This is a genomic window from Desulfomonilaceae bacterium, assembly GCA_041662605.1.
Classification (GTDB): domain Bacteria; phylum Desulfobacterota; class Desulfomonilia; order Desulfomonilales; family Desulfomonilaceae; genus CAJBEZ01.
Genome location: JBAZSD010000005.1, coordinates 127,932 through 154,398 on the forward strand (window position 1 = coordinate 127,932; position 26,467 = coordinate 154,398).

General features: G+C 44.9%; 22 protein-coding genes. 12 read left to right on the top strand and 10 right to left on the bottom strand.

Features of this window, described 5'->3' with window-relative positions:
• Nucleotides 1–7: 7 nt before the first annotated feature.
• From WC647_06025 to WC647_06040, 4 genes are all read left to right on the top strand, one after another.
• Nucleotides 8–1,576 carry a DUF116 domain-containing protein gene (locus WC647_06025; GenBank protein MFA6221853.1) on the top strand — a complete coding sequence of 523 codons (1,569 nt, stop codon included), beginning with the start codon at nucleotides 8–10 and terminating at the stop codon, nucleotides 1,574–1,576.
• Complete coding sequence (locus tag WC647_06030; GenBank protein MFA6221854.1) at nucleotides 1,569–2,663, top strand: NAD(P)/FAD-dependent oxidoreductase; 1,095 nt, start codon at nucleotides 1,569–1,571, stop codon at nucleotides 2,661–2,663. The genes WC647_06025 and WC647_06030 overlap by 8 nt, the downstream gene beginning before the upstream one ends.
• Entirely contained in the window at nucleotides 2,660–3,586 is a 927-nt protein-coding gene (locus WC647_06035) for a hypothetical protein (GenBank protein ID MFA6221855.1), read from the top strand. The genes WC647_06030 and WC647_06035 overlap by 4 nt, the downstream gene beginning before the upstream one ends.
• A 64-nt stretch (nucleotides 3,587–3,650) precedes the next feature.
• Entirely contained in the window at nucleotides 3,651–4,700 is a 1,050-nt protein-coding gene (locus tag WC647_06040) for a radical SAM protein (GenBank protein ID MFA6221856.1), read from the top strand.
• 68 nt (nucleotides 4,701–4,768) lie between these two features.
• On the opposite strand, the gene WC647_06045 is transcribed toward WC647_06040, so the two are convergent.
• From WC647_06045 to WC647_06060, 4 genes are all read right to left on the bottom strand, one after another.
• Complete coding sequence (locus tag WC647_06045) at nucleotides 4,769–5,263, bottom strand: VOC family protein (GenBank protein MFA6221857.1); 495 nt, start codon at nucleotides 5,261–5,263, stop codon at nucleotides 4,769–4,771.
• Between the two features lie 238 nt (nucleotides 5,264–5,501).
• Nucleotides 5,502–6,968, bottom strand: a complete 1,467-nt coding sequence (locus tag WC647_06050) for a S41 family peptidase (GenBank protein ID MFA6221858.1) — start codon at nucleotides 6,966–6,968, stop codon at nucleotides 5,502–5,504.
• A 60-nt stretch (nucleotides 6,969–7,028) separates the two neighbouring features.
• The gene (gene tilS / locus WC647_06055) at nucleotides 7,029–8,417 is read right to left on the bottom strand and encodes a tRNA lysidine(34) synthetase TilS (GenBank protein ID MFA6221859.1); all 1,389 of its coding nucleotides are present in this window, start codon (nucleotides 8,415–8,417) and stop codon (nucleotides 7,029–7,031) included.
• A 166-nt stretch (nucleotides 8,418–8,583) separates the two neighbouring features.
• Nucleotides 8,584–10,608, bottom strand: a complete 2,025-nt coding sequence (locus WC647_06060) for an enoyl-CoA hydratase-related protein (GenBank protein MFA6221860.1) — start codon at nucleotides 10,606–10,608, stop codon at nucleotides 8,584–8,586.
• Nucleotides 10,609–10,856: 248 nt separating this feature from the next.
• Here WC647_06060 and WC647_06065 point away from each other — a divergent pair, with 248 nt between their 5' ends.
• From WC647_06065 to truA, 8 genes are all read left to right on the top strand, one after another.
• Nucleotides 10,857–12,092, top strand: coding sequence for an FAD-dependent oxidoreductase (locus tag WC647_06065; protein ID MFA6221861.1), 1,236 nt, complete (start codon nucleotides 10,857–10,859; stop codon nucleotides 12,090–12,092).
• Nucleotides 12,089–13,636, top strand: a complete 1,548-nt coding sequence (locus WC647_06070; protein ID MFA6221862.1) for a hydrogenase iron-sulfur subunit — start codon at nucleotides 12,089–12,091, stop codon at nucleotides 13,634–13,636. The genes WC647_06065 and WC647_06070 overlap by 4 nt, the downstream gene beginning before the upstream one ends.
• A 53-nt stretch (nucleotides 13,637–13,689) precedes the next feature.
• Nucleotides 13,690–14,199 (top strand): 4Fe-4S dicluster domain-containing protein, encoded by a 510-nt coding sequence (locus tag WC647_06075; GenBank protein MFA6221863.1) that lies wholly within the window; start codon nucleotides 13,690–13,692, stop codon nucleotides 14,197–14,199.
• A gap of 30 nt (nucleotides 14,200–14,229) precedes the next feature.
• Entirely contained in the window at nucleotides 14,230–15,105 is an 876-nt protein-coding gene (locus WC647_06080; protein MFA6221864.1) for a CoB--CoM heterodisulfide reductase iron-sulfur subunit B family protein, read from the top strand.
• Between the two features lie 84 nt (nucleotides 15,106–15,189).
• A complete protein-coding gene (gene gcvH, locus WC647_06085) occupies nucleotides 15,190–15,618 on the top strand; it encodes a glycine cleavage system protein GcvH (protein ID MFA6221865.1) in 429 nt (142 codons plus the stop codon).
• Between the two features lie 153 nt (nucleotides 15,619–15,771).
• Nucleotides 15,772–16,653 carry a pyridoxal 5'-phosphate synthase lyase subunit PdxS gene (gene pdxS / locus WC647_06090; GenBank protein ID MFA6221866.1) on the top strand — a complete coding sequence of 294 codons (882 nt, stop codon included), beginning with the start codon at nucleotides 15,772–15,774 and terminating at the stop codon, nucleotides 16,651–16,653.
• A gap of 7 nt (nucleotides 16,654–16,660) precedes the next feature.
• Nucleotides 16,661–17,233 (top strand): pyridoxal 5'-phosphate synthase glutaminase subunit PdxT, encoded by a 573-nt coding sequence (pdxT, locus tag WC647_06095; protein MFA6221867.1) that lies wholly within the window; start codon nucleotides 16,661–16,663, stop codon nucleotides 17,231–17,233.
• 32 nt (nucleotides 17,234–17,265) lie between these two features.
• On the top strand, nucleotides 17,266–18,009 hold the full coding sequence (gene truA, locus WC647_06100; GenBank protein ID MFA6221868.1) for a tRNA pseudouridine(38-40) synthase TruA: 744 nt from the start codon (nucleotides 17,266–17,268) through the stop codon (nucleotides 18,007–18,009).
• A gap of 114 nt (nucleotides 18,010–18,123) precedes the next feature.
• On the opposite strand, the gene WC647_06105 is transcribed toward truA, so the two are convergent.
• The 6 genes from WC647_06105 to WC647_06130 all read right to left on the bottom strand — a co-directional run bounded on the left by WC647_06105 (nucleotide 18,124) and on the right by WC647_06130 (nucleotide 26,452).
• The gene (locus WC647_06105; GenBank protein ID MFA6221869.1) at nucleotides 18,124–20,031 is read right to left on the bottom strand and encodes a PA14 domain-containing protein; all 1,908 of its coding nucleotides are present in this window, start codon (nucleotides 20,029–20,031) and stop codon (nucleotides 18,124–18,126) included.
• Between the two features lie 168 nt (nucleotides 20,032–20,199).
• A complete protein-coding gene (locus WC647_06110; GenBank protein MFA6221870.1) occupies nucleotides 20,200–20,850 on the bottom strand; it encodes a transglycosylase SLT domain-containing protein in 651 nt (216 codons plus the stop codon).
• On the bottom strand, nucleotides 20,847–22,355 hold the full coding sequence (locus WC647_06115) for a hypothetical protein (protein MFA6221871.1): 1,509 nt from the start codon (nucleotides 22,353–22,355) through the stop codon (nucleotides 20,847–20,849). The genes WC647_06110 and WC647_06115 overlap by 4 nt, the downstream gene beginning before the upstream one ends.
• Before the next feature lie 216 nt (nucleotides 22,356–22,571).
• A complete protein-coding gene (locus tag WC647_06120; GenBank protein MFA6221872.1) occupies nucleotides 22,572–24,866 on the bottom strand; it encodes a molybdopterin-dependent oxidoreductase in 2,295 nt (764 codons plus the stop codon).
• A gap of 22 nt (nucleotides 24,867–24,888) precedes the next feature.
• A complete protein-coding gene (gene nrfD, locus WC647_06125; protein ID MFA6221873.1) occupies nucleotides 24,889–25,779 on the bottom strand; it encodes an NrfD/PsrC family molybdoenzyme membrane anchor subunit in 891 nt (296 codons plus the stop codon).
• Nucleotides 25,780–25,783: 4 nt separating this feature from the next.
• Complete coding sequence (locus tag WC647_06130) at nucleotides 25,784–26,452, bottom strand: 4Fe-4S dicluster domain-containing protein (GenBank protein ID MFA6221874.1); 669 nt, start codon at nucleotides 26,450–26,452, stop codon at nucleotides 25,784–25,786.
• Nucleotides 26,453–26,467: the final 15 nt, after the last annotated feature.

The window sequence follows — 26,467 nt, forward strand, 5'->3', positions numbered from 1 at the left end:
TGCAGAAATGAATCGTAAGCAAATCCGCTTAATTGATACGAAAGCTCTACCCGCGTCAGCGAACATGGCTTTGGATAACATCATTCTGGAGGAGATTTCAGCAGGAAATTCTCCTGCCACCTTCCGCTTCTTGCAATTTCAACCGGCTGCGGCTCTTGTTGGATACAATCAGGATGTAAATCTGGAAATTAGAACAGATTACTGTAAATCCAGCAACGTCGACATCAACAGAAGGATCACCGGTGGGGGCGCAATTCTGTTTCAGGAATCAGCTCTGGGCTGGGAACTCTTTGGTCCGCCTGGCGATCCTCCCTTTTCAGGTTCCTATGAAAGTGTTCTGGACAGAATTTGCTCGACCGCGGCGAAAGCCTTATCAAAACTTGGTCTCGAAGCCTGTTTCAGGCCAAGAAATGACATTGAAATTCAGGGACGAAAGATATCAGGTACAGGGGGAGCTTTTATTTCCGGGGCAATGATGTTTCAAGGGACAGTACTGATCAAAAATGAAACAGAATTATTTCTCAAAGCCTTGAGAGTCCCCGTGGAAAAATTGAAAAAAAGAGAAATAGAATCCTTGATGCAAAGAATCTGCTTCCTGGATGACCTCGTAGAAAATCCGGTGAGTCTGGAATCGTTGAAACAGGTAATTGTCTCGGAATTTTCAGAGTCTCTCTGCCTGGATTTCTATGATGGGAATCTGACTGACCAGGAACATGAGCGTTTAGACAATGAACTACCTTTTTATTCAGGCGATGAATGGATTTATTCCCGAAGCAGGCCGAAACATGAAGGGGCTCCAATTCGTTCCATCTCTCAAAATCACGGAGGCTCGATAAGAGTTCATTTATGGATGAGTCCTGGAAGTAAGAGAGTTCGACAGGCTCTCATTTCCGGTGATTTTTTTACGATTCCGCAACGTCTTTGTTTAGATCTCGAGGCCAGCCTTGTAGGAACCTCTGTCGACAGAGACGCTCTTAATGAGCGAGTGCTGTCATTCTTTGATTCGTATGACGGTAAGATTCCCGGTGTGGAACCTCAAGATTTAGCTGAGGTTATTTCTGAAGCGGCTGACAGACTTAAGCTGCTCACTTTCAATTTCAGTCTTCCTGAAGTAAATGAGTTATTTTTTGTAAACGTTGCGCCTCAGGACCTGAACAAGAAAATAGGTAAATGGCTTTTGCTGCCGTACTGTTCGAAAAATCTGGATTGTGATTTTCGTCAGACAGAAGGGTGCTCAGAATGTGGCGCCTGCGAGATCGGATATTTCTACTCTGTGGCCCGGAGATTTAACCTGGAACCGTTGACCATTCAAAGTTTCGAGCACCTGATGGCCACACTTCAAGAAAAGGCTTCGGGATCAGAAGAACTATATATTGGATCCTGTTGCGAAGCCTTTTACTCAAAACATCGCCTGGAAATGGAGACGATTCCGGCTCAAGGGGTTCTCGTAAACATTGATTCAACCACATGTTATGACCTAGGCAAAGGAACGGACGCATATAAAGGAAAATTCGACAACAAAACTTTACTGAATATTGAATTGTTAGAGAAAACGATTAGGCTTATAAATGGCTAAAAAACTAACATGTGATTTACTGGTAATAGGCGCGGGACCGGCTGGATCCAGGGCTGCCATGAGAGCAGCTTCTAATGGCCTCGAAGTGATTCTGATCGACAGTAAACCAAGAATCGGCGAACGACCTCACTGTGGAGAATTTGTTCCGTACCAGGTCTTTACTGAATTTGGATTGGACAGGAACTCCATACTTCACAAAATTGATCACTTAGATACATGGATTCTTAAGGATAAAGCTCAAGTTTCCTATGATAAAAACTCAATTAGATCAAATGGCTATCTCATAGATCGTCCAAAATTTGATCGTAATCTAGCCCGAGAAGCAGCTTCTTGCGGCGCTTTGGTGATGTCGTCATCAACATTTGTGGATTTTGCCAGTTACAATTGCGTGATTAAATCGGTAGGTGAGAAAGTCACAGTTGACGCACAGTACATTATCGCTGCGGATGGGGCTCGTTCCAGCGTTCGCAACAAAATGGGGCTCCTCGTGGAAGACTGCGCAGTGGGCCGACAGATTGAAACGCCGTTAGCGACGAGCAGTTCAAGAGCCATGGTTTTTCTGGACCAGGAATTATATGGTGGATACGGATGGCTGTTCCCAAAAGGCACTACGGCGAATATCGGTATAGGCCTGTTGCCCACTAACGAACTGACAGCGGCGAGAGGACTCAAGAGTCTTAGCGAAATGCTCTCCCGAATAGGGATGATAAAGCCGGGATGGTTCGCGAGGACAAGCGGCTTCATTCCTGGATTTGGGATAAGATTTCCTTTGGTGGTCGAAAATATATTGTTTTGTGGCGACGCTGCGGGACTGGCTCACCCGATCACTGGCGCCGGCATTGCCCAGGCTGTCTTTTCAGGAGACATTGCCGGTGAAATTGTTACTAAAGCGGTGAAATCGGGGGTGTCCTCGGTTCTTGAGGAGTATCATAACGCCATACTTTATCGATACGGAGCCGTTTTTCGACACGCTTTGGCAAAAAAGAAATTTCAATTATACTCGTGGTGGAATGATGATTTCCCAGGACTCTGCAACCGAACCTGGATTTCGTTCAAAGGTTATCGAAAACGAGAACCAAACGTTTGACCGAAACAGAAGCTCTCTTTGATGAAGCTTGGCGTCTGTCAAGGTCCAAACATGGATCGGAATTCATTATCTATCATCCAGGCATGTTTGTTCTCAACGGCTGTAGAGGGTCGTATCACACCGTATCCATTACCGGAACAATCTGCGAACTCGATTGTGATCACTGTGGGGGACTCCTACTCAAAAATATGCACGCTGCAAACAACCCTCCCGATCTAGTTGACTTTGCCATGAAAGCTTTCAACAGGGGGGACAAAGGCCTTTTAATATCTGGTGGGTGCGACAGGAAGGGAAAGCTGCCGTGGTCGAACTTCCTGAACGCAATCGAACACATCAAGAAGAAAACAAATCTCCAGGTGACGATACATGCGGGGCAGGTCGGTCCAACAGAAGCCCGATGTCTCAAGGAAGCGGGAGTGGATCAAGCTTTGATTGACGTAGTAGGAGATGATGCCACAGCTAGAGAGATTTTTCATCTAAGTGAAGGAACAGCCACGATTCTGAAATCCATGGAAGCGTTGATTAAGGTTGGACTGGAGGTTGTTCCCCATATACTCTATGGGATATACTACGGAAAGGAAAAGGGCGAACAACAGGCTCTAGAAGAAATTTCACATTTTCCGGTCAAGAAATATGTGATCATTGTTTTTACACCGGTCAAAGGGACAAGGATGTTTTCTGTAAAACCCCCTGATCCTGTAGATGTGGCAAGGTTCATAGCTAGAGCACGATTAACGATACCTGACGCCAAAAGTTCTCTAGGCTGCGCCAGGCCGGGTGGCGCATACCGACGAAAATTGGATCTGCTCGCAATAAAGGCCGGAATAAACTCATTGGCGATAGGATATGATTATGTGCCGATAGAAGCGCAAAAAATGGGATTAAACGTAATCTTTAAAACCACATGCTGTTCTCTGGATTGAGATCTGAAATTTAGATAGGACGTTGAATGATTCTACATGCGCTAATTGAATGGTGAAATATAATATGACTGAACCAGAGACCACAAAAAAGGAAAGTCCCGAATATGTGAGGATGTCACTTGCAGCAGCCATGACTTTGAATTTTGTCCCCGGAATGTTTTACAGAGGGGCACGCCTTGGGTGCATCAATCTGTTAATGAATTATGCGGATGGTTGTAGGGCCAACTGCGCCTTTTGTGGTCTTGCGTCTCAGAGGAGACCTGCAAAGAGCGGCAAGAGTTTCATTCGCGTTCCCTGGAAAACCTATTCCATGAGCGAGGTAATGGAGGCTCTCAACAAAGTCCCTAGCTATGTCAGCAGAGTATGTATTTCCATGATTACGCATCCAAAAAGTAAAAGGGATGTGATTCCGATTTGCGAACAGATAGCTCAAAATACGTCATTAGCGGTATCTCTGTTGATATCACCCACGCTCTTGGATTGTGACGATCTCATAGCCATGAAGCAGGCTGGAGCTGAACGAATAGGGGTGGCCATTGACGCCGCCACAGAGGACTTGTTCACGAATTTACGGGGCAAGCCTGTTAAAGGTCCTCATAACTGGAGCAAATACTGGGAGATTTATCAACAAAGTCTCGAGATATTTGGGAAAGGGATGGCTGGTGTTCATTTGATCTGCGGCATAGGCGAGACTGAGAAAGAAATTGTTTCATCCATATCCAGGGCACGAAAAATGGGAGGATCGACCCATTTGTTTTGTTTTTTCCCGGAGCGGGGATCAGCTATGGAATCGGTCTCAGCGCCGTCTGTCGCCGTCTATCGCAGGGTACAGTTGGCTAGATGGTTGATTGACAATGATAAAATAGATCCGGAATCAATAAGTTATGACAACAAAAGCAGAATTACCGACTTTGGAATCTCGAAAAATCAACTTGATGAAGTAATTTCTGATGGTGGAGCTTTTCAAACATCAGGTTGTCCCGGCGCTGATGGAAAAGTTGCATGCAACCGTCCATATGGTAACGAAAAGCCTGGCCCTGATATAAGGAATTTCCCTTTTGCGCCGGAACTGGAAGATTTGGATCGGATAAGGCGTGAAATTTTTCAGTATTGATGGGAATTTAAGAGCTTGATATGCATCAAGCCTCGAAGTACGAGGCTCGATGAACGTAAATTTGAAAATTACGGCTGAAAAAGCTTTACGTTAATTCCATTTGGATCCACCAAAGAAGCGTAACTTACTCCATCCCTTTTACCGCTTCTTTCAACAAAACGAAGTCCCTTAGACTCAAGTCGTTTGACCGAATCTTCCAGATTTCCCACTCGAAAGCTCATCGCTGAAACACTATTTTTAGAAGACTTTGTGTCTGTCGCCTCCATGTATAGTATTTCCAATTTGTAAGGTGAGCCTTCTTTTTCCATTGAATAAACATCCAGACCGGAGAACAAGCCATCAGACGCTCTGAAACCTAAACGACGATAAAATTCTATGGTAACTTCCGGTTGAGCTGTAGGGATATTTATTGTGAGTGGATAATCTTCAACTGAAGATTTCATGAAACTCGACGATTCCGCCTCCGTATTGTAAGCAATCAAGAGAGCGAAAACTATCAGGAACATAATCGAGCAAGTGAATCCGAGAAACAGCCTTTTAGCGTGGCCTGCCGGCAACCTCATGCTCGTCCAACCTCCTAAATCACAAATAAATCAGATTTAATTCCGCATCCTTTACATCAAAAGGCAAAAAAAACATACACAAAACTGATGATAAAATCAAGAATAATATTAATACAATAGTTTTTCGCCTGTCATATTAAGCATAAAAAATAGTATATAACTACTTGTTATATGCTATCCTGCTAACAGATGGAAATTAATGGAGTTTAAATATGATTAGTCTAAAAAAGCAGAAGAATCAGAACAAGTTCATGAATAAATTCATGGAATGTTCCGATTTGTTTGATACCAGGTACTCCAAAGCCATCCTAATCTCAGGATCATTTCCAATTTCATTCATATCCATGGCAGTTCCCCGATTTCTGTTTTTGTCGACTCTATCACTTACAAGCACGTCGGGTTCTATTCCTTTGCCTTCTATGTCTCTGCCATCGGCTGTGTAATAATGAGCAGTAGTCAATCTCAACGCCAAACCTGTTCTTATTGGAAAAATGTTCTGAACACTCGCTTTCCCAAAACTCCTTGTCCCAAGGATCAGGGTATTTGGACGTTTTTTCAATGCGCCAGTAAGAATTTCGGAGGCGCTTGCAGTTCCTCGGTTTATCAAAACAATAATCGGTATCGAGCTGAATGGTCCTGTGCCGCTTGCCGGAAATTCTTTGTTAAGTTTTGAGCCCCTGCTTCTTAAGGAAGTAATAACACCGAATTTCAGGAAAAGATCAGATATCCGTATCGCCTCTGTTAGAAGACCCCCAGGGTTATCTCTCAGATCAAGAATCAGCCCTCTGAGTTTATTTCTATGAGCAGATTTCATACGGTTGACAGATCTTAATACTTCGTCGCGAGTATCCTTCTGAAAATTTACGATTCTCAGGTACCCAACACCGTCATTTAACAATTTTGACCTAACTGACGGAGCTTTGATCAGGGTTCTTATCAATCTTATATTCTGGGTTTGTCCGGACAGAGGATCCTGGATTCTGAACCTGACTTCAGAACCCGATGGACCCCTGACCATTTTTAGAGCTTCAATCAATGACAATCCATGAAGAGACGTGCCGTCAATTTCGAGTAATTTGTCGCCTGCCCGTATGCCTGCCCTGTAGGCAGGGGATCCGTCAAAGGGAGCCACTACCACATAATAGCCATCTCTAAATCCAACAACCATGCCGACTCCCGCAAATTTCCCAGAGGCCATAATTTTGAGTTCATTTATCATTGCGGAATCAAGCGTCGTAGAATATGGATCGAGGTCGCGAAGCAACAGATCAAGAGCCTTCAGAGAAAGTTTGTCAGGGTCATAGTGACATCTCCTCGATACAATCATGATTGAATCGGAGAAACACCTCGGCGGTTCATAGGGACAGTCACGCATAGACACAAGATTGTCCTGACAGTACGGCAGAGTGATAAACGACAGTTTTTCTATGGAATTTTTTAGCAAGCCAGCTTCGTTCGTCGGTTCGACAAAATGACGTTCTACCAGGCTCAACGCCTGAAAAAAGTCATTCAGATATCCTTGTCCATATGATTCCGATTTGTCCGGATTGTTGGCCTCATTTTGCAGGCCCCCTTGAAAAACCTCTCCGTCAAATCCAAAAGCGGGGTTCACGGCCAGACTAAACGCCAGGAATAAAACCGGCGTTAATCGGAGCGCTTTATTCACATAACCGTCGAGTAACAAATGGGAGGATAAATGACTCACACAAACTCCTCAATCGCAGAATCTATAGAATTAAATCACTTAAATTCGACAAGGGCAAGTTTATGAATCGGCCTTTTCGAGGCACAGAGAAATTTTCAGGAGTTGTTTCGTTTGAGGTCCTAAGCCGTATGAAGCGCAACGTCTCACCTTAGGCGCCCAGATTATTTCACCGGCCTTGATAATCATAGGTAGCCTGTTTCTTAGAGAGCGAGGAATTTTTGAGTCAATGAACAATTTTTTGATCTTGACAGGATTGTTTTGGCCCCACGGTATTATTCTATCCCCAGACTGAAAGGGACGCAGATGAAAAGGAAAAGTCAATAAATCCGCGTCGAAATATTCCGTGGTCGATTCATTGCCATACGAGAAATCAGGCACAGGCTCGCTCAGGATTGAAAACTCGAGATCCATATTAGATTCTGGAATCCTGACCAAACCAGGCCGAGAAACAATCAGAGAATAATCCGGTTTAAGCGACTCTTCAAGTCTTGATATTTTCAAGCTTCCATAGTCCTTCGTGAAAGACAGACCGTAAGGTAGAGCAAACCTAACATAGGGTTTGGAACCTTTTATGAAAAAGAGAATGCGATCTATATGAAACCTTGTCCATCTGGTGTCAGGGCCGGAAAGGGCAAATAGAACCTTACGCACAATTCTTGGTGACACAGCCTCTGGCAACGAACAGATTTCATCCATGTTTAATTCAAAACAATCTTCAGTTCCAGAAACCGCTTTTTCATAAAAAATCTCGACGATCGAACTCAGATATTGTTCATCTTTCTGAATTAGATCCAATGTTCGTAAAATAGACTGACGGCATTTTGGAAATCTTTCCATGACGGCGGGTATAATTCTATTCCGGGTATAATTTCGATCCGTATCGCAAGACAAATTAGTTATGTCAATTTTGTACGGGAGCTGTTGGTCTTCAAGGAACTTAACTATCTCCAGCCTGTAAAGTTCTAGCAAAGGGCGAATAATTTTTCCCCGTTTCAATGGAATACCTGACAGTCCAGTTATTGAACTGCCCTGAAAGATTCTCAATAAGAAAGTTTCCAGCGAGTCGTCTGAATTGTGGCCAGTAGCTATTTTCTGGGCACCATTCGCAACGCTCACTTCTTCAAAGAATTTGTAACGTGCTATTCTGCCTGCTTCCTCGATGCTGATTTTTCGCTGTTTGGCCATTTTAGGGATATCAATTTGTTGGCCGTAAAATTCAAGTCCAAGGGATTTGGCGAGGTCCTCCACAAACTTGAAGTCTTCATTAGATTCCCGTCTGATCATGTGATCCAGATGAGCGACAACAGGAGTGAATGAGAAATCTTCTCTGAGGCGGAACATGATATGAGTAAGGGCTACCGAATCCGGTCCGCCCGAAACAGCTAGAACTACTCTGTTTCCAGGTTGAATCATGTCGTTGGAAATCAGCGTTTGTCTGACTGTTTTCAAACATTCTTGTTCGTTATGTAAAGATGGCATGAGAATAATTTGGGAAAATCTGAAAACACAACAATTCGTCAAAAATTCCCGAATGCGCTTCCTTTGGAAAAGGGCCCTCAAGGCTTCTTTCAAGAAACCTCGAGAACCTTATGGGTGAGACCAAAAGAGGGAAATCCTAACGATGCACAAATTCGGCCTTCGATTTGGCCCCTTTCTCAACGAAATTTTTCAGTCCAATTCGATTGTCCTCAGTCGTCCAACACTGTCCGAACAACTTGGCCTCATTTTTCAGTCCGTTTTCAAGCGTCATTCGAGCGCCTTCAAGAATTGCCTGAACCGCAAGCTTATCAATTGCCCTGGATAAATGTCCGATTTCAACATCCGGAAGTTTATCGGGAACATTCGAGAGTGGGCCCGTCTCCATTTTTCTTGGAGTGACCTTTCCAGCGGCTATATCTCTTGCTAGAGAAATCGCTCTTTCAAGGACGTCTCCCTCAACTTCCTCATTTACAAGTCCATAAGCAAGCGCTTGAGAACTCGAGATTGGTCTGGCTGTTCTGATCATTTCAGCAGCCCGTTCAAATCCCACAAGCCGAGGCAGTCTTTGTGTTCCTCCCATACCAGGGATCAGGCCAAGATTTACTTCCGGTTGACCGGCGAAAAACTTCATTCCTTTGAGAGCTACACGCGCGGTACAGCACATCGCGAGTTCACAACCGCCACCAAGCGCAAAACCATTCAGAGCAGCCACGACAGGTTTGCCGAGCTTTTCCAGTTCTGCAGACGCTATTTGTCCAATTCGAGCAAAATGCTCGCCCTCAGCAGGTTCGGTTAAACCCGCCATTTCCTTGATGTCAGCTCCCGCGACAAAGGCTTTGTTTCCAAATCCAGTTATTACCGCTGCCTTAATGGCAGGATCATTCCTTATTATGTCACAATAGACGTTGAGTTCCTTGAAAACCTTGCTATTGAGAGCGTTTAAGGACTTTGGCCGCCTAAGAGTAATGACTCCTACGTCGCCTTTCTTTTCGAAAAGCACATCCAGGATTTTCCATGGATCCCCTGAAGCCGCTTGCTCTTTGAGCTTCTTTGCTACGGGCATTGGTGGATATTTTTTCGCAAATTTATCAACAAGATCCAAAGCTTTTTTGACGCCTACCGAATTCATGAAACTGAATGGAGGTTTCATGTCAAGGGCCACACTTATCAATAGGTCAAAATCACTTGTCGTTATGATTTCAGCATCCAACATGTCACACACGATGGCAAAATACGCCCCCATAAGTTCTTCAGAAATCTCTTTTTCCTTTTCGGGAGTCAGTTCGATTTTTTCTCCTCTACCAGGAACGACCCAATCGGATTTTGATTCTAGCGCTTGTTTTAATCGATCCGGAACTCTAAACCATCCGTTCAACCGTCCGTGCATTTCAGAGAGACCATGCGCCGAAATGGGATTGCCACCCGTCAGATTGTGAGCGGTGAAAGGCCCCACGGTTAGTCCTAGGGCTTTGGAGGCTACATAGTCCACCTGCTTTGTGTCTCCCAGGCCTTCGTCAACACATTGAATACAAGCCAAAAGCAACCCTTCAAAAACAGGATCGACCGCATATCCGTACCGTGAACCGACTTTGATGGGAATTTTCCCAATTTTTTCATAAAATCTCATCGTGAATTCTGTGATTAATGAGTCGGTGTCTTTACCAGGGATAATCTCTATGGCAGGGTTCCGCTCCGCAGGAAAGAAATAGTGAGTGCAAAGGGAACGACCCTTTATCTTGAGTTCTTCGAAAATCCTTTCCGGCTCCAAATGAGAGGAATTGCTCGTAAGAATAGCTTCAGGATGAACCAATTCTTCAATCTGTCTAAATATTTTCTTTTTAAGAGGTAAGTCTTCGGTAGCGGCTTCCACTACGATGTCCGCGCCTTTGAGTTCATTATAATCAGAGGTGAATATAATGTGGCCTTTCATCCCTTCGACTTCATCAGGTTTGAACGCGCCAGTCTGTCCACCTTTGTCCACCTTCTTGAACAGTTTGGCTTTACCTTTTTCAAGCGCATCGGTAGCTATGTCGACCACAACTACTTTTGCGTCAAAACTGTGCAATACTTTCAGGAAATGTAAAGCGATATCAGGTCCGATTTGCCCAGAACCTATTACACCGACTTTATTGATTGAACGACCGCGGAACAAAAAGGCCATCTCAAGTCCTCCTTCAACAGAATAGAGTTAGACTCAATGTGTTCGATTTACCACCCAAATTAGCATTAATTAGACGATTTTGTAAATGAGTTGAAGTAATTCGGTTGCAATGATCATCCGCGAAATTAGGCGAATAGGCGAGTTCGTTTTCAATAGAGTAATTTTTGTTTGATATGAACGTCTCTTGTACTATAGGTTAATATATAGCAAAATTTGGACAAAAGATTGGGAAGAGCTTTTCGAGGGACATGAAAAAAGAAGTACTCATAGTAGGTGGTGGAATTACAGGGTTGAGTTTAGCATGGGAACTGTCATGTCTGGGGGTTGATTCAATTCTTGTCGAGAAAGCCCCCTTCCTCGGGGGACATGTTTCCCAATTTACGTGCAAGGCGACCGACGCGTGCCAGAAATGCGGAGCCTGTCTCTTAGAAGATTATCTCAGTAGGTTGTCCCGTATAAATAATTTGCCTCTTCTCGTCAATTCACGAATTGATTCTTTTGATGAAGTTCATGGGAAGTTTAAGACCCTGGTTTTTCAGGGGCAGTCCAAGGTTATTAATGAGAAATGCGATAACTGTGGTTTGTGCAAGAAGGTTTGTCCTGTAGATCGAGCGCTTTTTCATACTGCTTTTGATTCGAAACTATATCTTTCGAGCGAAAAATGCATAAACGCTTTAGGTATTCATTGTGAGGCCTGCGCTCAAATTTGCCCTCAAGGGGCCGTGGACTTACAGGAGAGCCGAGACATAGAAATAGAAACATCGTCTATAGCTGTTTGCAGTGGTTTTACTCCTTTTGACGCGTCACAAAAACCAAGGCTGGGATTCCAAAGAACCCCCGGTGTTTTTACTACTCTGGAAATAGACTCTTTATTGCGGAGCAACAATTTTCAACCGGTCCTGAATCAAGAAGAGCTAAAATCCATAGCGTTTGTCCAGTGTGTGGGAAGCCGCGACCCCAAATCCGGGGCAAATTACTGCTCCCAAATCTGTTGTGGTGTTTCAGTCAGACTGGCTCGTTTACTGAAAAGCAGATACCCTGATTTGGAAATCACAATTTTTTATATGGATATCCAAACATTTGAAAGACACTTTGATGAAACCATGAGACGAGCGGCCAAAGATATGACGTTCATTCGGTCCATGCCATCAGAGATACGAGCCGGGGAAAACGGAAAGCCGGAAATTGTCTATCAAGGCAATGACGACGTCAAGCAAACAGTTCCATTTGATATGATCGTGTTGAGCATTGGAATCAGACCTGCGGATCCAAATTTTCCACGAAATTTTCCTGCAATGTGGAAAAACCGTGAAGGGTTTATAGGTTCTGATGATCAAGACGTAGCTGCAGGGCATCCTGGGATTTTTGTCGCAGGAACCGCTCAAGGCCCCAAATCCATAACCAATTGCGTTTCGCAAGCAATTTTGGCGGCGTCTCAAATCAAGAGATATCTAGATAGGACGAAAAGGGGAGAATTCAAGTGAGTCAACGGGTCACAGAATCCGTTTTCCTCAGAGGAGAATACAAGTCCCGTGAAAAAGCTTCGGCTAAAGCTTTGATCCTGGGCGGTGATGAATTCGGGATACGAATAGCTGAACTCCTGAGACGAGATGGGGTCCCTTCAACACTCTTAATCCCGCCTGGCGAAACAATTCCTAAAGATTCAGGAATCGAGATTATTCAGGGCTCAATTCTTTCATCATCTGGATTTATTGGAAACTTTGATGTTTGTATCCAGGAATCGAATGATCGATATATTAGCAGGTTCTGGTTTATTGTTGCCGCGCAACCAGCGTTTAGAGCATCGAAGAACCACCTATTTTCACTGGCCGATTCAGACAAGGTATGGAGCCTTTCGGCCTTTAGGAAACATTTGGATTCAGGTGGAAAATTGCCGGAACGAAAGGGTCCTTGGCTGCATGTAGCTTTTTTTTTCGACTTAAAGGTTTCTTCGGAAATTAGTCAGTCTGAGGAGCTTCTTTCGATTCTGGATCGGCTTGAAATGTTTGACCAGGTTCAATCATATGTTTTTGTGAATAACCTTAAAGTCTCGTCGGAAGGACTTGACGCATGGTACAGGGATCATCGTAGGCGGGGTGTGGTGTTTTTCAAATTCGACTGTGATGATCCACAAATTTCTCTTAGAAACAAAGAACCGGTAATAGAATTTGTTGAGCCTCTATTAAAAGAGGAAATGGAATTAACTCCTGATCTAATGGTCCTTGACGAAATACTTGGGCCGTCGCCCTCTATCAGGCCGATCCTGGAGATGATTCCGTCCTGGCTGGCTTCAGTCCCTTATTTGCAGCCGGAATCGACAAGATTTAACGGGGTTGAAACCCAAAAAGCCGGGGTATTTGCGGTTGGTCCGGCCAGAGGTGTTTTTGATCAACGATCCTTAAAAGCCGATGTAGACGCTGTCAGAGTATCAATTCTTAAAGCGTTACCGGAATTGTCCAGTTTGATCATCAAAGAAACAGCCTTTGTTGATCGAAACAAATGCACGTTTTGTCTGACTTGCGTGAGATTGTGTCCACATGGAGCGATCGGCTTTGACGTCAGACCCGAAGTTGATCCCATATCCTGCAAAAGCTGCGGTGTTTGCGTGGTGGAGTGTCCGATGGCCGCCATAGAAATGCGGCCTGCGAATGCTGTAATGATCGAAGAACGTAAACCTGCGCCTCTGAAATTGTTCGTCTGTTCACATTCTGGGTTGCAGGCGGCTTCCAAAATCAATTCGGAGTTCTTGACGGATGTAGAAATAATTCCTCTGCCCTGCGCGGGGTCCCTAAGCCCAATCATGATGTTAGGAGCCCTTCAGGAAGGAGTGAAAGGAATTATCGTCGCCGGATGTTTTAAAGGGAACTGCGCGTCCATTTATGGCTCTGCACTAGCAGAATCCAGGGTTGCTCAGATGGTTCAGACACTCCAATCTGTGGGGATGGACAAAGTCAAAATTGAGTTCGTCTACCTCGCGGGCAACACCCCAGACCGGATAGTGGAAGCAATAACTCGAATGCAAAAATAGATCCAGCGTTAGCGCCATGTTTGGTTTACTAGCCTGAACAAGGGAACAGGATCATGAGTAAAATCAATCTCAATGAATTGGATCCAGAATTCAAACATCACGTTGCTGAACAACCAGGAGGTGAAGGCTTGAAGGCCTGTTTTGCCTGCAAAGCCTGTACAGCGGCTTGTCCTGTCCAACCATTAGAAAAACGATATGATCCCAAAAAAATTATAAGAATGGTTCTCCTTGGAATGAAAAAAGAAGTCCTGGAGAGTGATTTTATTTGGTTATGTTCTTCGTGCTACAATTGTCAGGAAGTATGTCCGCAAAATGTGCGTTTTACAGAATTGATTTACGCTATAAAAAATCTGGCGGCTAAGGAAGCGTGTGTGCCACCAGGATTGACTGCGCAACGTTCCTTTCTGAAAAAACATGGAAGACTTTATGAAGTTGGAGAATTCGAGAATGAAAAACGTCTGAAATTTGGCTTGCCTGTGATTGCAGAGCATCCTGAAGACTTTGACGCGTTATTGCCGGACCAGAATTCGGAACAGACAAATGAAAGAAACGTCACAACGTAGACTTCGTAATTTTTGAACAGGAATTCTTTTATGGAAGCCCTTCTGTATCTAGGTTGCACAGTTCCAATAAGAAACTTGAACTACGAGGTTTCAGCCAGGCTGACCGCCAGGGCGTTAGGGATAACTTTTTATGATCTTGAAGAGTTTGGTTGCTGCGGATTTCCTCTCAAATCCTTAAGTGTCGAGGACTCTCTTGTTACTGCGGCAAGAAATCTAGCGCTGGCCGAAAAGAAGGGTCTTGACATTGTAGCTCTTTGTAACGCTTGTTCCGGCACATTGAGCGAGGTCGCCCATCAAGTAGCTACTGATCTCGAAATCAGGGAAAAAATTAATCAGAGGTTAAAGCCGATAGGGCTGCGTGTTGAGGGTAAAGTCAAAGTAAGAAATTTCATGCGAATGCTTTGGGAAGATATTGGGGTTGAAGGAATTCGTAAGGCTGTAGTCAGGCCTCTGACTGGAATTGCGCTGGCGCCGCATTATGGGTGCCATTATCTAAAGCCGTCAGAACTCAATGTTGGTTTTGACTCGGCTGAAACCCCGAGAACTCTTGCGGAAATGATAGCCGCTACGGGAGCCAGCGTTGTGAACTATCCTTCACTACTTGATTGCTGTGGGGGAGGTTTGTTAGGCATGTCTGAAGAAGTGGCCAACGCGATGGCGGCAAGGAAGCTCGAAGACGTATCTAAAACAGGGGCGCACGCCCTAGTTCTGGTTTGCCCTTTTTGTAATGTAATGTATGAAGGACAGCAGAAAAAAATAGCGAAAGCTACTGGTCTTGACCTCAAGACACCGGTAGTTTACTATCCTCAAGTCTTGGGACTCGCTCTAGGTATGACATCCGAAGAGTTGGGTTTCAAACTCAACAGGGTCAAACCTTCAGGCCTCTTGAAAATTCTAGAGGGCTGAATACTATAATTTATTATCTTGTTATTCACTCTCCCAATAATTTGGGAGTAGTTTGAGTTTTGGTTCGACCTTTAGGAGGTCAAAATGGAATTCGAAGGCTATACTTTTCCCGACGAGTTGAAGTTTGAAAAAAATCATTACTGGGCCAAAAAGGAAGGCGAAGTCATAATTACGGGCGCCGGTGAATTTATTTCTAAACAGGCGGGTGAGATCACTTTCGTGGATCTTCCGGAAGAAGGCGATGTACTGACCCAGGGCAAGCCCTACGGTTCGATAGAATCCGGAAAATGGGTAGGGCGCATATACGCAGTAGTTTCAGGAGAGATACTGGAAGTAAATTCATCATTGGAGGATGAGCCGGAAAAAATTAACTCTGATCCTTATGGCGAAGGCTGGATTTGCAAGATCAAGCCCTCAGACCTTGATAAGGAGTGGGCTGCTTTAATGAAAGTTGACGATTCATTCAAAAATTTCGTAGTAGCGGAAATCAAAAAGATTCAGGAACAGAAATAGGGACTTAGGTATCTAAACGAAGAATTGACGTCGCAGGAGAAACCCCTAAGCTTTTAGAAGGTATCTCTTATGGGTGCGGCGCGTGAATATATTTGTTATTGTAAGAACTAATACATGTAGTTAGCTAAACTGCTTAACAGTCGGAGAAAGTTTATGGAAAAAGGAACAGAGACGGTAAAACGTGGACACGCTCAGATGCTCAAAGGCGGAGTGATTATGGATGTTGTCACTCCGGAGCACGCCAGAATAGCCGAAGAAGCGGGGGCATGCGCAGTCATGGCGTTGGAACGGGTTCCCGCAGATATAAGAGTTCATGGCGGTGTTGCCCGTATGAGCGACCCGGGACTTATTCTGCAAATTATGGAATCGGTCACCATTCCAGTAATGGCAAAGTGCCGGATAGGTCATTTTGTGGAAGCCCAGATTCTAGAAGCAATTGGTGTGGATTATATAGATGAGAGTGAAGTGCTGACTCCTGCCGATGAACAAAACCACATAGACAAAACCAAGTTCAACGTCCCTTTTGTTTGTGGGTGTCGCAACTTGGGAGAAGCTCTCCGTAGGATAGCTGAAGGCGCAGCCATGATCAGGACCAAAGGGGAAGCGGGAACCGGTGATGTGGTGGAAGCGGTGAGGCATGCGCGATCGGTAATAGGTGAAATCAGACGCATAAGCTCAATGCGTGAAGATGAACTGGCCTCCTACGCCAAAGAAATAGGGGCTCCTCTAGCGCTTGTGAAAGAAACAGCGCAAAATGGACGAATGTCTGTGGTCAACTTCGCGGCCGGTGGTGTTGCTACTCCTGCCGACGCTGCTTTAATGATGCAGTTAGGAGTAGATGGGGTTTTTGTAGGTTCAGGCATTTTCAAGAGCGGTAATCCGGCGGCCCGTGCCCGTGCGATTGTTAAGGCGGTAACTCATTTCAATGATCCAAAAATATTGGCCGAGGTGAGTAAAGGTCTCGGCGAGGCGATGGTAGGGATAGGCGTATCTCAGTTGCCTGAAAACGAAAGACTGGCAGGACGCGGATGGTAATGATTTAATGAAGGTAGGAGTTTTAGCCCTACAAGGGGATTTTGAAGAACACTGTGTCTGCTTCAAAACTCTAGGCGTGGAAGTTCTTGAAATAAGGTTGCCATCCCAACTAGCAGAAATCGATGGTTTGGTGATTCCAGGCGGTGAAAGCACAACTATCGGTAAACTGGCGGTAGATTTCAACTTGATTGACCCAATTCGCACGTTTGGAAAATCATTTCCTATCTGGGGAACGTGCGGGGGTTTGGTCTTAATGGCGACAGATGTCGGTACAGACCAGCCTATCTTAGGTCTCGTCGATATGGTTGTAGAAAGAAACGCATTCGGACGTCAGATAGAAAGTTTTGAAGAAGACCTCAAAATAAAGGATTTGCCGGGCGGTTCTTTCAGGGGAATCTTCATAAGGGCCCCAAAGGTATTAAAAGTAGGATCTGGGGTTCAGGTGTTATGTGAACTGGAGGACGGTTCAAAAGTAGCGATTCGTCAAGGCAATCTTTTAGCCACGTCGTTTCATCCTGAATTAACCAATGACAAGCGAATCCATCAGTACTTCCTGGATATAATCACACATAAAAATTAGTCTTTGGCAAATTTTCATAGCTCTAACGAGACATGCCGAAAAAATTCAAAACCATTGTAGAATACGATGGCAGCAATTATCATGGGTGGCAATTTCAACCGGACCAGCCAACGGTTCAGGGAGAACTTGAGCGAGCCCTGGAGAAGATTTTTCACATAAGAATACCGGTTTACGGAGCCGGTCGGACAGACGCTGGGGTTCATGCAAGCGGTCAGGTAGCGCATTTGATTGCTTCCTGGAAGCATCCAGTTGGTAATTTTCAAAAAGCCCTCAATTCCATTCTTCCAGAAGATATTTGTATAAAAGATTTGTCGGAGGCCGATGCCTATTTTCACGCAAGGCATTCGGCTATTTCCAAGATCTATCAGTATCAGATACTTAATCAAGAATCTCGGGCTCCTTTAAAACAAAGGTTTTCGTGGCGCGTCAGTCGGTCCCTCAGCGTCTCAAAGCTGGATGAGGCGTCTCACTACCTGATCGGCGCTCATGATTTTGTCTCTTTTGGCTCCCCGACTTCCGGGACAACTTCGACAGTCCGGGAAATCTATCAAGCCGGATGGGAAAAGGGACATGAAGATCACATGCTGGTGTTCACAATCTGTGGATCGGGTTTCTTGCGTTACATGGTGAGATCTTTAGTTGGGACTCTTATTCAGGTAGGGTTGGGCAAAATCACAGTTCGCGATTTTCAAGGTATTTTAGCTTCTTGCGACAGATCAAAATCAGGGCTCACAGCTCCGCCTCAAGGGTTGTGTCTTGTGTCAGTGCAGTATTAGAGGAGCCAGTTTCCCAAAATGAACGTTGCCTATAGACTCATCTCACTCCCGAGCCTGAGTCCATGGCCAAGAGTGAGATGAGGCAAACAACTTGAACTATTTGAGTTGAGATTTTTATTCGAAGGAAAAGATTTTTTCTTCTCCGCCTGGGGGCGTTATGAACAATTGGAGGCCATCATTACCCGTTGTCTGTAAATAATCAAGGAACATCTCGTGACTGCCTGCGCCAAGTTCAGCGCTTCCAGAGTGCGTGGCTGATTTCTGTCCTGAACCTTCGGCGTTTAGGACCATCTTTTTACCGATAATCAAACGCGCTGCGTCCTTACATACAACTCTGAATTTATACGTTCCAGCTTCTTTGTCCGACAAGGAAAATTTGACGTAAAACCTTATACCAAACCAGTCTTCGCGTTTTGGAATTCCAGGAAACTCTTTGGTTCCACGGTCAACAGGATAATCAATCGATTTTGTGAAAAACATTCCGGCTGGAGACATTTTGTTGAAATTAGGCATCTTTTTTGTGTTAGGAGGAAGAAAATACACAAAAGCCGGTATCAGATTGAGCTTTCCGCTATCCGGCGCAAAACCCTCTAGAGTCTGAGCTGGAGAAAAAAGCTCCTCAGGTTTGGTTGGCTGAGTCACGAATAGTTGAAGTTTCGGTTCACCAGAAGGATGGAAATAGTCAAGCACAATCGGATAACTTCCCTGTTGCAAAAAGGCCCATCCAACTGTGCCCTGGTCATTTTTTGATCCCTTGTTCATCTCGACGATTGGATTTTTTCCAATCATGAGCTTGGCAAAATTGTCGGAAACGAGTCTAAAGGCAAAAATACCGGCTCCCTCAACATTGAAGAAACCCTGATATTTTATCCCAATCATATCGTTTCGGCCGGGAATACCAGGGAAAGATCCTCCAGCAATATCCAGTTGAGGACCTATTAAACGACCAATCGGGTTTAGTTTGTTAAAATCCGGTCCTTCGGGATAGTTACCTTGAGGAACAAAGTATACGTGCCCCCACAACACATCATAGGGTTTTGCGGGTTCTTTCCAGCCTACCAGCCCTTGACTTATCGAAAAGAGTTGCTCTTGCCCGATTGGAGGTTGGACGAATAATTTGAGGAAAGGAGACCCTTTCGAATTGAAACTATCAAGTATTATGGAATGAACACCTTCAGCTAGATGAACAAAACCATCCTTGGATGTGGGTTGGTGAGTGCCATCATTTTCAATAAGGGTTTTGTCGTCAATATGGAGCCGCGCTCCATCTTTCGATTGTACTCGCCAGCGAAACAATCCCTCTCCAGACACAATGAAAGTGCCTATAAAACGCATACCAACGTCATCGAGTTTTTCCGGGAGGCCTGAAGGCTCGTTTTCTCCTTTAGCTGGATCCAGATCAATGCGGTCAGTGGAAAGGACTTCTAAAGGCTTGAAAGCGCTAAAATCGGGGAGCGCTATGATGTTTTCAGGTAATTTATATACGCTGACGGTGAAATTGGAACTCGAAGGCGAAACCTGACCGGAACCAGGCATTTTGGGCCCTGGGGTTACGGCCGGTCTTTTTTCTGTAGGTCCCGGTGATTGGCTTTCTAACTGATCATATGGTTTGAAGGGAGTTGTCTTTTCCTGACCGGGACCGATTTGCCGAGTTGGCCCAGACACTGATGGACCCTGCTGGGTGATAGTCCCTTTCTTAACTGGTTGCGGTTCCTGTGGAACCACAGAAGATCGGGAACTACCGATCGATTGTTCATCAGAAGTCACAGCCGGTGTTTGCGTTCCTTTGCCTGGACTACCAGGGGTCTGTTGCGATGGACCTGCTTCTGAAGGTGGAGCTTTAGGGCCCGATTCTACCTGGAAGGATTCGATTTGGTCAGGAGGAAAATTGAGTGGAACTTTCTGAGTAGGGCCACTTTTTTTCTTTATCACAAGATAATCCTCTGCAAAGCAGGTCTGAGCCGAAAGCAGGGCGACCAAAAATAACAATGAAAGGGCTAATCTAAACGCTGGAAGTTTCATCTGTCCACCTCTTGCGGTCAAAACGGGAGCGAAAAACTACAAAATAAGTTTAATGAAAAAACCGTCTCGGATCAAATTTTTAGATTTTGTTCATGAGACGTCTTGAATATTCAACTGTTACGAAATCAAAACAGGAATTGGATCAACATTTTCTCTGTCGTATTCCTGTTAATATCGGGGTCTATCGAGCCTTACCAAAAGTTCTCGCTTCAGCGGTATTGGAGCCGCGGTATAATGATTATAAATGGTTAAGACTTTTTTTACAAAACGTTTGGCAGCCGGAGAGCGTAAAAGCCGACTAGGTCTATTTGGTCCTACATTATAAGCGGCTAGAGCGAGAAACGTCGAATGCCTATGTTTTGCGTATCTTTCAAAACAATGCCTCAAATAGGCCGTACCAGCCATAATATTTTCATAAGAATTCCAAGGATCTGTGACCCCCAGTGTGTTAATAACTACGGCACGTATCTGCATCAGGCCTTTAGCGCCTATTGAAGACTTAACTCTAGGTCTAAAACTCGATTCAACGCTAACCACTGAAGCTATAAAAATCGGATCAACCTCAAATTCACGACTTGCTTCTTTAATGACAGCAATATGGACATCATTCCCGCCAAGCGACTTCACCATCCCAGATAGATCTTCGGTCCTACTTGAGGTGTTTCGGTATTTGTGAGCAATTTGCGGTTGAGGTCGCAAAAGCCCACGGTGTTCGTTTAACCACCACATCGCCTGTGTTTGGGCCCAAGTTAGATCAAGCCCCCCTGTCAGAACACATAACACAGGGAGCAGAAAACACGGTCCGCAAAATCTTCTCATACGTTAACGCCAATTGTCGAGTTCTGCTCTGGTAAAACAGATTCAATGTCCGTGTCCTGCTGCTCTACGGAAACCGGATCACTCTCTTCTATGACTTCAAGCTCGGACCACGAACTCGGGTAACGCTCGACAAACTGTACCTGAAACGGCAGATACTTCAGATTCGTAACTTCCTTGGTAAGGTTTTCAGAAGCCCCCAAGCTGATTAACTCGCGTGGGCCTTCTGGAGTAACGGATTCGGATGTCGCTTCTGCGGAAAAATAACGCACATTAAATGCGCCTTCCCTAAGAGGATCAAATTCCAACCCATTGGCTTTTTTATTCTTGGCCTTGCTTTGGCCCTCAATGTCAAAATCTCCCTTGGCCTCCACATAAACCAAGTTTGACTTGAAACGATAAACCGCCATGAGCGCTTGAGCCTGGTCCAGGAAGCTCTTTCCAAACATTATGATCAAAGTATTCAGCAATATGTCTACCAAGGCCGTGAACATGTAGATCCGGAAAAAATCATTATACGCGACTGAAAAACTTGGATATTGCATTAATATCAGTTGAAGAAAGCCCACCAGGCACATTACCGAGCCCAGCATTAGACTCAACAAGGCTGCAACTCTATTGGATGTTTTGACATATTCAGGGAAACTTTCTATAAGGCTTCCAATTGTGGTTTCCCCGTCTGCGGCCTTAAAAGATTTTGATCTCATCACCCTGTTGGGTAGCCCTTTGTGAGAAAAAATCCTGGAACCTTCCTCAATAACCGAGAAAAACAAAGAAGGATGCCCCTTACCTTCCACAATCATTGAATCCATTTCTCTCACTGCTTCGGGCTTTTTCAACGGTATTAGCAAGAGCGATATCAACAGCTTCAAAGCGCAAACAACAACAAGGAGCTTGTAGAAAGGATACGGCGAAGGAAGCAAATAATCCGTTCCAAGTCCAAGTGAAGACAGGTATTCAGGGGCTGATTGAAGTATTTTGAAGAAAAAATGAATTACTATTCCGACAGCGACCGCTTTCCAAATAAATTTCATGTTCCATTTGATTATGTGGCCCGGTATTTGGGATATATATCTGGCGTTTGACCAGACTTTACCCAAAAAATAAAAAATTATGGAAGGAGCGGAATCGTATGTACTGATCTTACCTTCCCTGAGACCCTCAGTCACCTCATTGAGTCTATAAAAATCTCTCGGATTTTGAAAATTCAGTTTTAGCCTGAAAATCCTCTTGAGCCCCCCAAAGAACCAGTTCAACCCTACGATTACACCCGCGCATGCGGCCACTGTCGTGACAAAGACTCCGAACATGAAAGGAACGTAATTCAGGAGAAATTCGTTGATTTGATCGGGTAGCCTTAGCGGGAAAAATTCCTTCAACTCGTACAGGCGTGTTGCTGCGCCTAAAGTAATGAATGAACCCAAAACCGCCACCACGATACCATAAAGAAGAGTATGATTCGGAATCTTGACGGAAATACCGGCCCTTCTCAGTTTTAACGAGAACATAGATTACCCCATCGTAAAATCTGAGAAAATCTAGTAACAAAGATAATATATCATGTCAAATGAAAATGATATGTATAAAATATAATGTATAGGATTATATGTTTTGGTTAACTGTGTTGGCGAGATTATCTAAGGATAGAAAATTATCAAAGAAAGCAGTTTTTATACCATAAACAGGATTTTCCAACTGAGAGTTTGAAATTGAAGCCAGAGCCTCTATGCTTTGTTTACTTTGACTCTAATAGGATATGGGCCGGTAAAAACAGCGGGATTGGCTCCGATTCCTCTAGTCTTGTCGACAGGAGTTTGCAAAGCGTCTATCGAATTCTGAACAGACCCTGATCCCTTGTAACCAAAGCCATTTGCAAGAGCGACGACACCCGGGCGTATGCCCGGCGCCACAAAAGCCCTTACTCTAGCGGAAGCCTTTGAAACCGATGTTTGTACGATCAGTTCAGCGCCTTGTTTTATTTTGAGTTTGGCGGCGTCTTGCGGATTTATGACGAGCCTGTTCTCGGGAAGGATTTCAAGAAGCCAGGAGTTGATACCCGATCTGGGAGATCTGTGAAAAGGTAAAGTATACTCAACCAGAATCAAATCCTCTCCCGAAGAAGCCTGATTAATCTCGGGGTTTGCCGTCCAGGACTTTTTCACTGTAGGTTGCCCCGGAGTGGAGGATGGACTGAAGGGAATTTTAGTCTTGGCGCTCGGGAAAATACCCCCACGGTCGATTATGTCATTGACAGCGCCTGACGTTGTTTGGCCGGAAATCTCGTATTTGCGGCCAATATGATTCGCTGCGGCTAAAAAGGCCTTTTGATAAAATTGCCAGGAATTTGGCAGCCTGCCATCTTTGTCCCGCGCGGAATAGGGCAAATTCAATGAGGATCCTAGCCTTATCAAGATATCTTCCATTATCAGGTTATCGCTGAAAATAGGAAAATAACGACCGGATTCAGGCTCTAAACCTCCTACAACCGGCGAACGCGCGCCGAATCCAGGTCTGTTAATTGATGGAGGTAGCGAGCAAATGTCCCATCGTTCAAGATAAGTTGTATCTGGAAGAATATAATCCGCATAGGCTGAGGTTTGGGTAATTGTCTTGTCAATAGAAACGAATAGAGGATTAACTTTTCTGTCCGACAGAAGCTTTGCGGTTTTATCCTGCTCGAAATAAACAGGATCAGCCTGCCACATGATAAGGCTACGATTTTCAGCAGGTAGTTGCGATATTTCAAACTTTGGCGTTTCTGACCCCAACAGGGATAATCTCAGGTCATCTAGTAGATCATTATCAGGACTTAGTAAACCTCCTGATCCAGGTGTCGAACCGACCAGAGAATTAAGCGCAAGTATCAATCTGCAGGTCTGAGCGCCGTTTGGCTGTTGTAGAATGCTTTCTCCACAAAGAGCTGCCGATTTTGGACCAGCCTTGGACATCAGGTCTGCAATGATGAAAATATCGCTCTGCTTGACTCCGCAACCAGCAGCCAGTTCCTCAAACGAATACTTGCCGGTTAATGAATGGAGTTCCTCATCTGGCTGTTTCAAAGATTCCGAATGTTTTTCAAATAACGCTTTGGCCACAGCTATAGCCAATTTGTCATCAGTTCCCGGGAATATTGGGACCCAATGATCAGCTTTGGACGCGGAAGTTGAAAGCCTCGGATCGACAACCACCCATGCCATGCACGGGGACTCCAGCCGGGAATTAGCTATTTGGCGTGCCATGGAAACTATTGGTCGTCCGGAATCCAATGGCGCCAGGCCAAAGGAAAGCAAGAAACCAGCATTTGTGTAGTCAGCGTCCAGTGAGCCGGATTTGCTTGCAAACACCGACTGCACGACTCGACGGGCTTCGTCCTGAACTATTACATCTTTTGTGCGAGCCATCGTTGCTCTAGGGAACTGAGAAAGGAAATTCTCGAGAAAAACTAACGAACCCCAGTCCACTCTACCAGTCAGCAATGTAGGCCCATCTCCGGAGTCCTTGATCCTTTTGAGTCCATCAACAGATCCTTCTCCAAAAATGTTTCCACCTTCAGCGATTTCACTGATCGCTTGATCCCAGTTAATCGCCGTCCATTTGCCGGATCCTCTTGCTCCCACGCGTTTGAGAGGTTTTTGGATCCTGAAAGGATCATACAACGTCTGAACCCCACTGGAACCAACAGCGCAAACAGAGCCGCCCAATTTCAACGCCTCATTCAGAGGCGTCGCGAATGTCGCCGGCATGGCTGTTGACACTGGGTGGTAAGGGTTTCCTCCTATCTTGACTAAAGAGCCTTGCGCTATTCGGAGGCTGATCCCGCACGAGCCGGAACAGAGATCGCATACGGAGTATTTTGTCTCCACCCCCAACAAAGTCTCCACAGGATCAACCGCTGGAGCCCCTTTAATGTACTCCGGAACCTGAGTGTGGTCATCCAGGAGAGAACATCCGACGAACAATGACGCTCCCCCCATGAGGGACGCAATTCGTATAAAATCTCTACGTGTTATTTTGGACATAATCGCTTTTTAAGAACAGCCTCTAACTCAAGGGAATGTCAAAGCCAATGAAAACTACCGAGTATCTCATCAGAAAAACGCCACAAATTATTAATACTGAAGCGAATGACAACCAGATTTTATTGTTGCCGGTTCCAGGGTAAACGAGTATTGCCAGCGGAACAAGCATACCGGCAAAAATTTCTCCCCAAAGATAAAAATTTTCATGGAGCGCTAACAATATTGACGCATGTCCATCTGAATTCGAGACGAGAAGCGTTAGCCAAAAACTGCCTGTCCAGAAAAGATCGGTCAGTAGAATGCCTATCATCATGATCCGCAAGCTCTTGTACAAATCAAGCTCAAGCTTTTCAGATCTCAGTCGATCCATAATCATCGCTACAATGACCAAAAGAGCGATACCCGATAAGAGAGCGGAGGTAAGGAAGAATCCAGGCATCAACGCAGAATGCCACCAAGCTCTAGCCCTGACCAGAGCGAAAGCGAATCCGGTGTAAGCATGAACGAAAATCGCGAGAGGAACTGTTATAGTCCCAATAATTTTCGTTACTCGATCATTCTTGACGTAAATGAAATATATGTAAACGAGGTTTGCAATTGGATAAAGGGTCAACAACCAGGAACCATAAGATAGCGCTGATGTAGGATTGAAATATTCCGGGACTAATGTGTGCCAAAATCGTGTGGGCTGTTGCAAATCCACGATTAGACAGGCCGGAGCAAGCAGGAGCAAAAGAAAAGAAATAATGGCGGCAGGCAGCGCCATTGGTTTGAAACGCTTTATCCCAAATACTGTCGACAATGTCGATAGTATGAATGAACCGGCGCTCAATCCGGTAAAATAGAAATATAACGGAATAAATACCTTCCAGGGTATGTCGTGAGGCACGTTGTAAAGAACAGAGGCTTCCATTGGTTTATTTTTGATCCCGCGTTTCCCAGTAGGTGGCGTCCGGACTTGGTATACTCTTGCGATAATCGATTATGGCTTCTTTAAAGTCTTCAGAGAATTGAATCCTGCCCTTTAAGGAGTGGTCGGCCTGTATGTAGAAAACCTTGGGCTTTGTGCCTAACTCGGGTTTTATGACCGAAGTTGGGACAGCAGCGAGGATATTAAAAATCTCGGACTTTGGATCATCTACGTCCCCGAAAATCAGGGCCTTTGACACACAAGCTTCCACACAGGCTGGTTCAAGACCGTTTTCTATGCGAGAGGCGCAAAAATCGCATTTGTCAGCAGTCTTTCTTATAGGGTTAAAGAATCTTGCGTCATAAGGGCACGCTGCTATACACATGCCACAGCCGATACACTTACCGTAATACATTACAACAACGCCGTCTTCCGGTCTCCTCACTGTAGCCTGGACAGGACAGACCTGTACACAAGGCGGAGAGTCGCATTGATTGCAAAGTCGGCGTAGAAACATGTTTCCAACTTTAGGAAAGTCTCCTTTTTGAAGTCCTTTGACCCAGGATCGCCAATAACCAAGAGGAACGTTATTTTCACTCTTACACGCCACTGTACAACTATGGCATCCGATACAACGTCTTTGATCAACTATCATGCCCCAACGTTTGGGTTTCAAATCAACCTTTTGAAT

Bases quoted from the DNA above. Each gene is read 5' to 3' on its own strand.
- WC647_06110 (MFA6221870.1), bottom strand. From the start codon at position 20,850: ATGAGAAGATTTTGCGGACCGTGTTTTCTGCTCCCTGTGTTATGTGTT.
- pdxS (MFA6221866.1), top strand. From the start codon at position 15,772: ATGGAAAAAGGAACAGAGACGGTAAAACGTGGACACGCTCAGATGCTC.
- WC647_06080 (MFA6221864.1), top strand. From the start codon at position 14,230: ATGGAAGCCCTTCTGTATCTAGGTTGCACAGTTCCAATAAGAAACTTG.
- pdxT (MFA6221867.1), top strand. From the start codon at position 16,661: ATGAAGGTAGGAGTTTTAGCCCTACAAGGGGATTTTGAAGAACACTGT.
- WC647_06025 (MFA6221853.1), top strand. From the start codon at position 8: ATGAATCGTAAGCAAATCCGCTTAATTGATACGAAAGCTCTACCCGCG.
- WC647_06060 (MFA6221860.1), bottom strand. From the start codon at position 10,608: ATGGCCTTTTTGTTCCGCGGTCGTTCAATCAATAAAGTCGGTGTAATA.
- WC647_06115 (MFA6221871.1), bottom strand. From the start codon at position 22,355: ATGTTCTCGTTAAAACTGAGAAGGGCCGGTATTTCCGTCAAGATTCCG.
- gcvH (MFA6221865.1), top strand. From the start codon at position 15,190: ATGGAATTCGAAGGCTATACTTTTCCCGACGAGTTGAAGTTTGAAAAA.
- WC647_06040 (MFA6221856.1), top strand. From the start codon at position 3,651: ATGACTGAACCAGAGACCACAAAAAAGGAAAGTCCCGAATATGTGAGG.
- truA (MFA6221868.1), top strand. From the start codon at position 17,266: ATGCCGAAAAAATTCAAAACCATTGTAGAATACGATGGCAGCAATTAT.
- WC647_06030 (MFA6221854.1), top strand. From the start codon at position 1,569: ATGGCTAAAAAACTAACATGTGATTTACTGGTAATAGGCGCGGGACCG.
- WC647_06045 (MFA6221857.1), bottom strand. From the start codon at position 5,263: ATGAGGTTGCCGGCAGGCCACGCTAAAAGGCTGTTTCTCGGATTCACT.
- WC647_06065 (MFA6221861.1), top strand. From the start codon at position 10,857: ATGAAAAAAGAAGTACTCATAGTAGGTGGTGGAATTACAGGGTTGAGT.
- WC647_06075 (MFA6221863.1), top strand. From the start codon at position 13,690: ATGAGTAAAATCAATCTCAATGAATTGGATCCAGAATTCAAACATCAC.
- nrfD (MFA6221873.1), bottom strand. From the start codon at position 25,779: ATGGAAGCCTCTGTTCTTTACAACGTGCCTCACGACATACCCTGGAAG.
- WC647_06120 (MFA6221872.1), bottom strand. From the start codon at position 24,866: ATGTCCAAAATAACACGTAGAGATTTTATACGAATTGCGTCCCTCATG.
- WC647_06105 (MFA6221869.1), bottom strand. From the start codon at position 20,031: ATGAAACTTCCAGCGTTTAGATTAGCCCTTTCATTGTTATTTTTGGTC.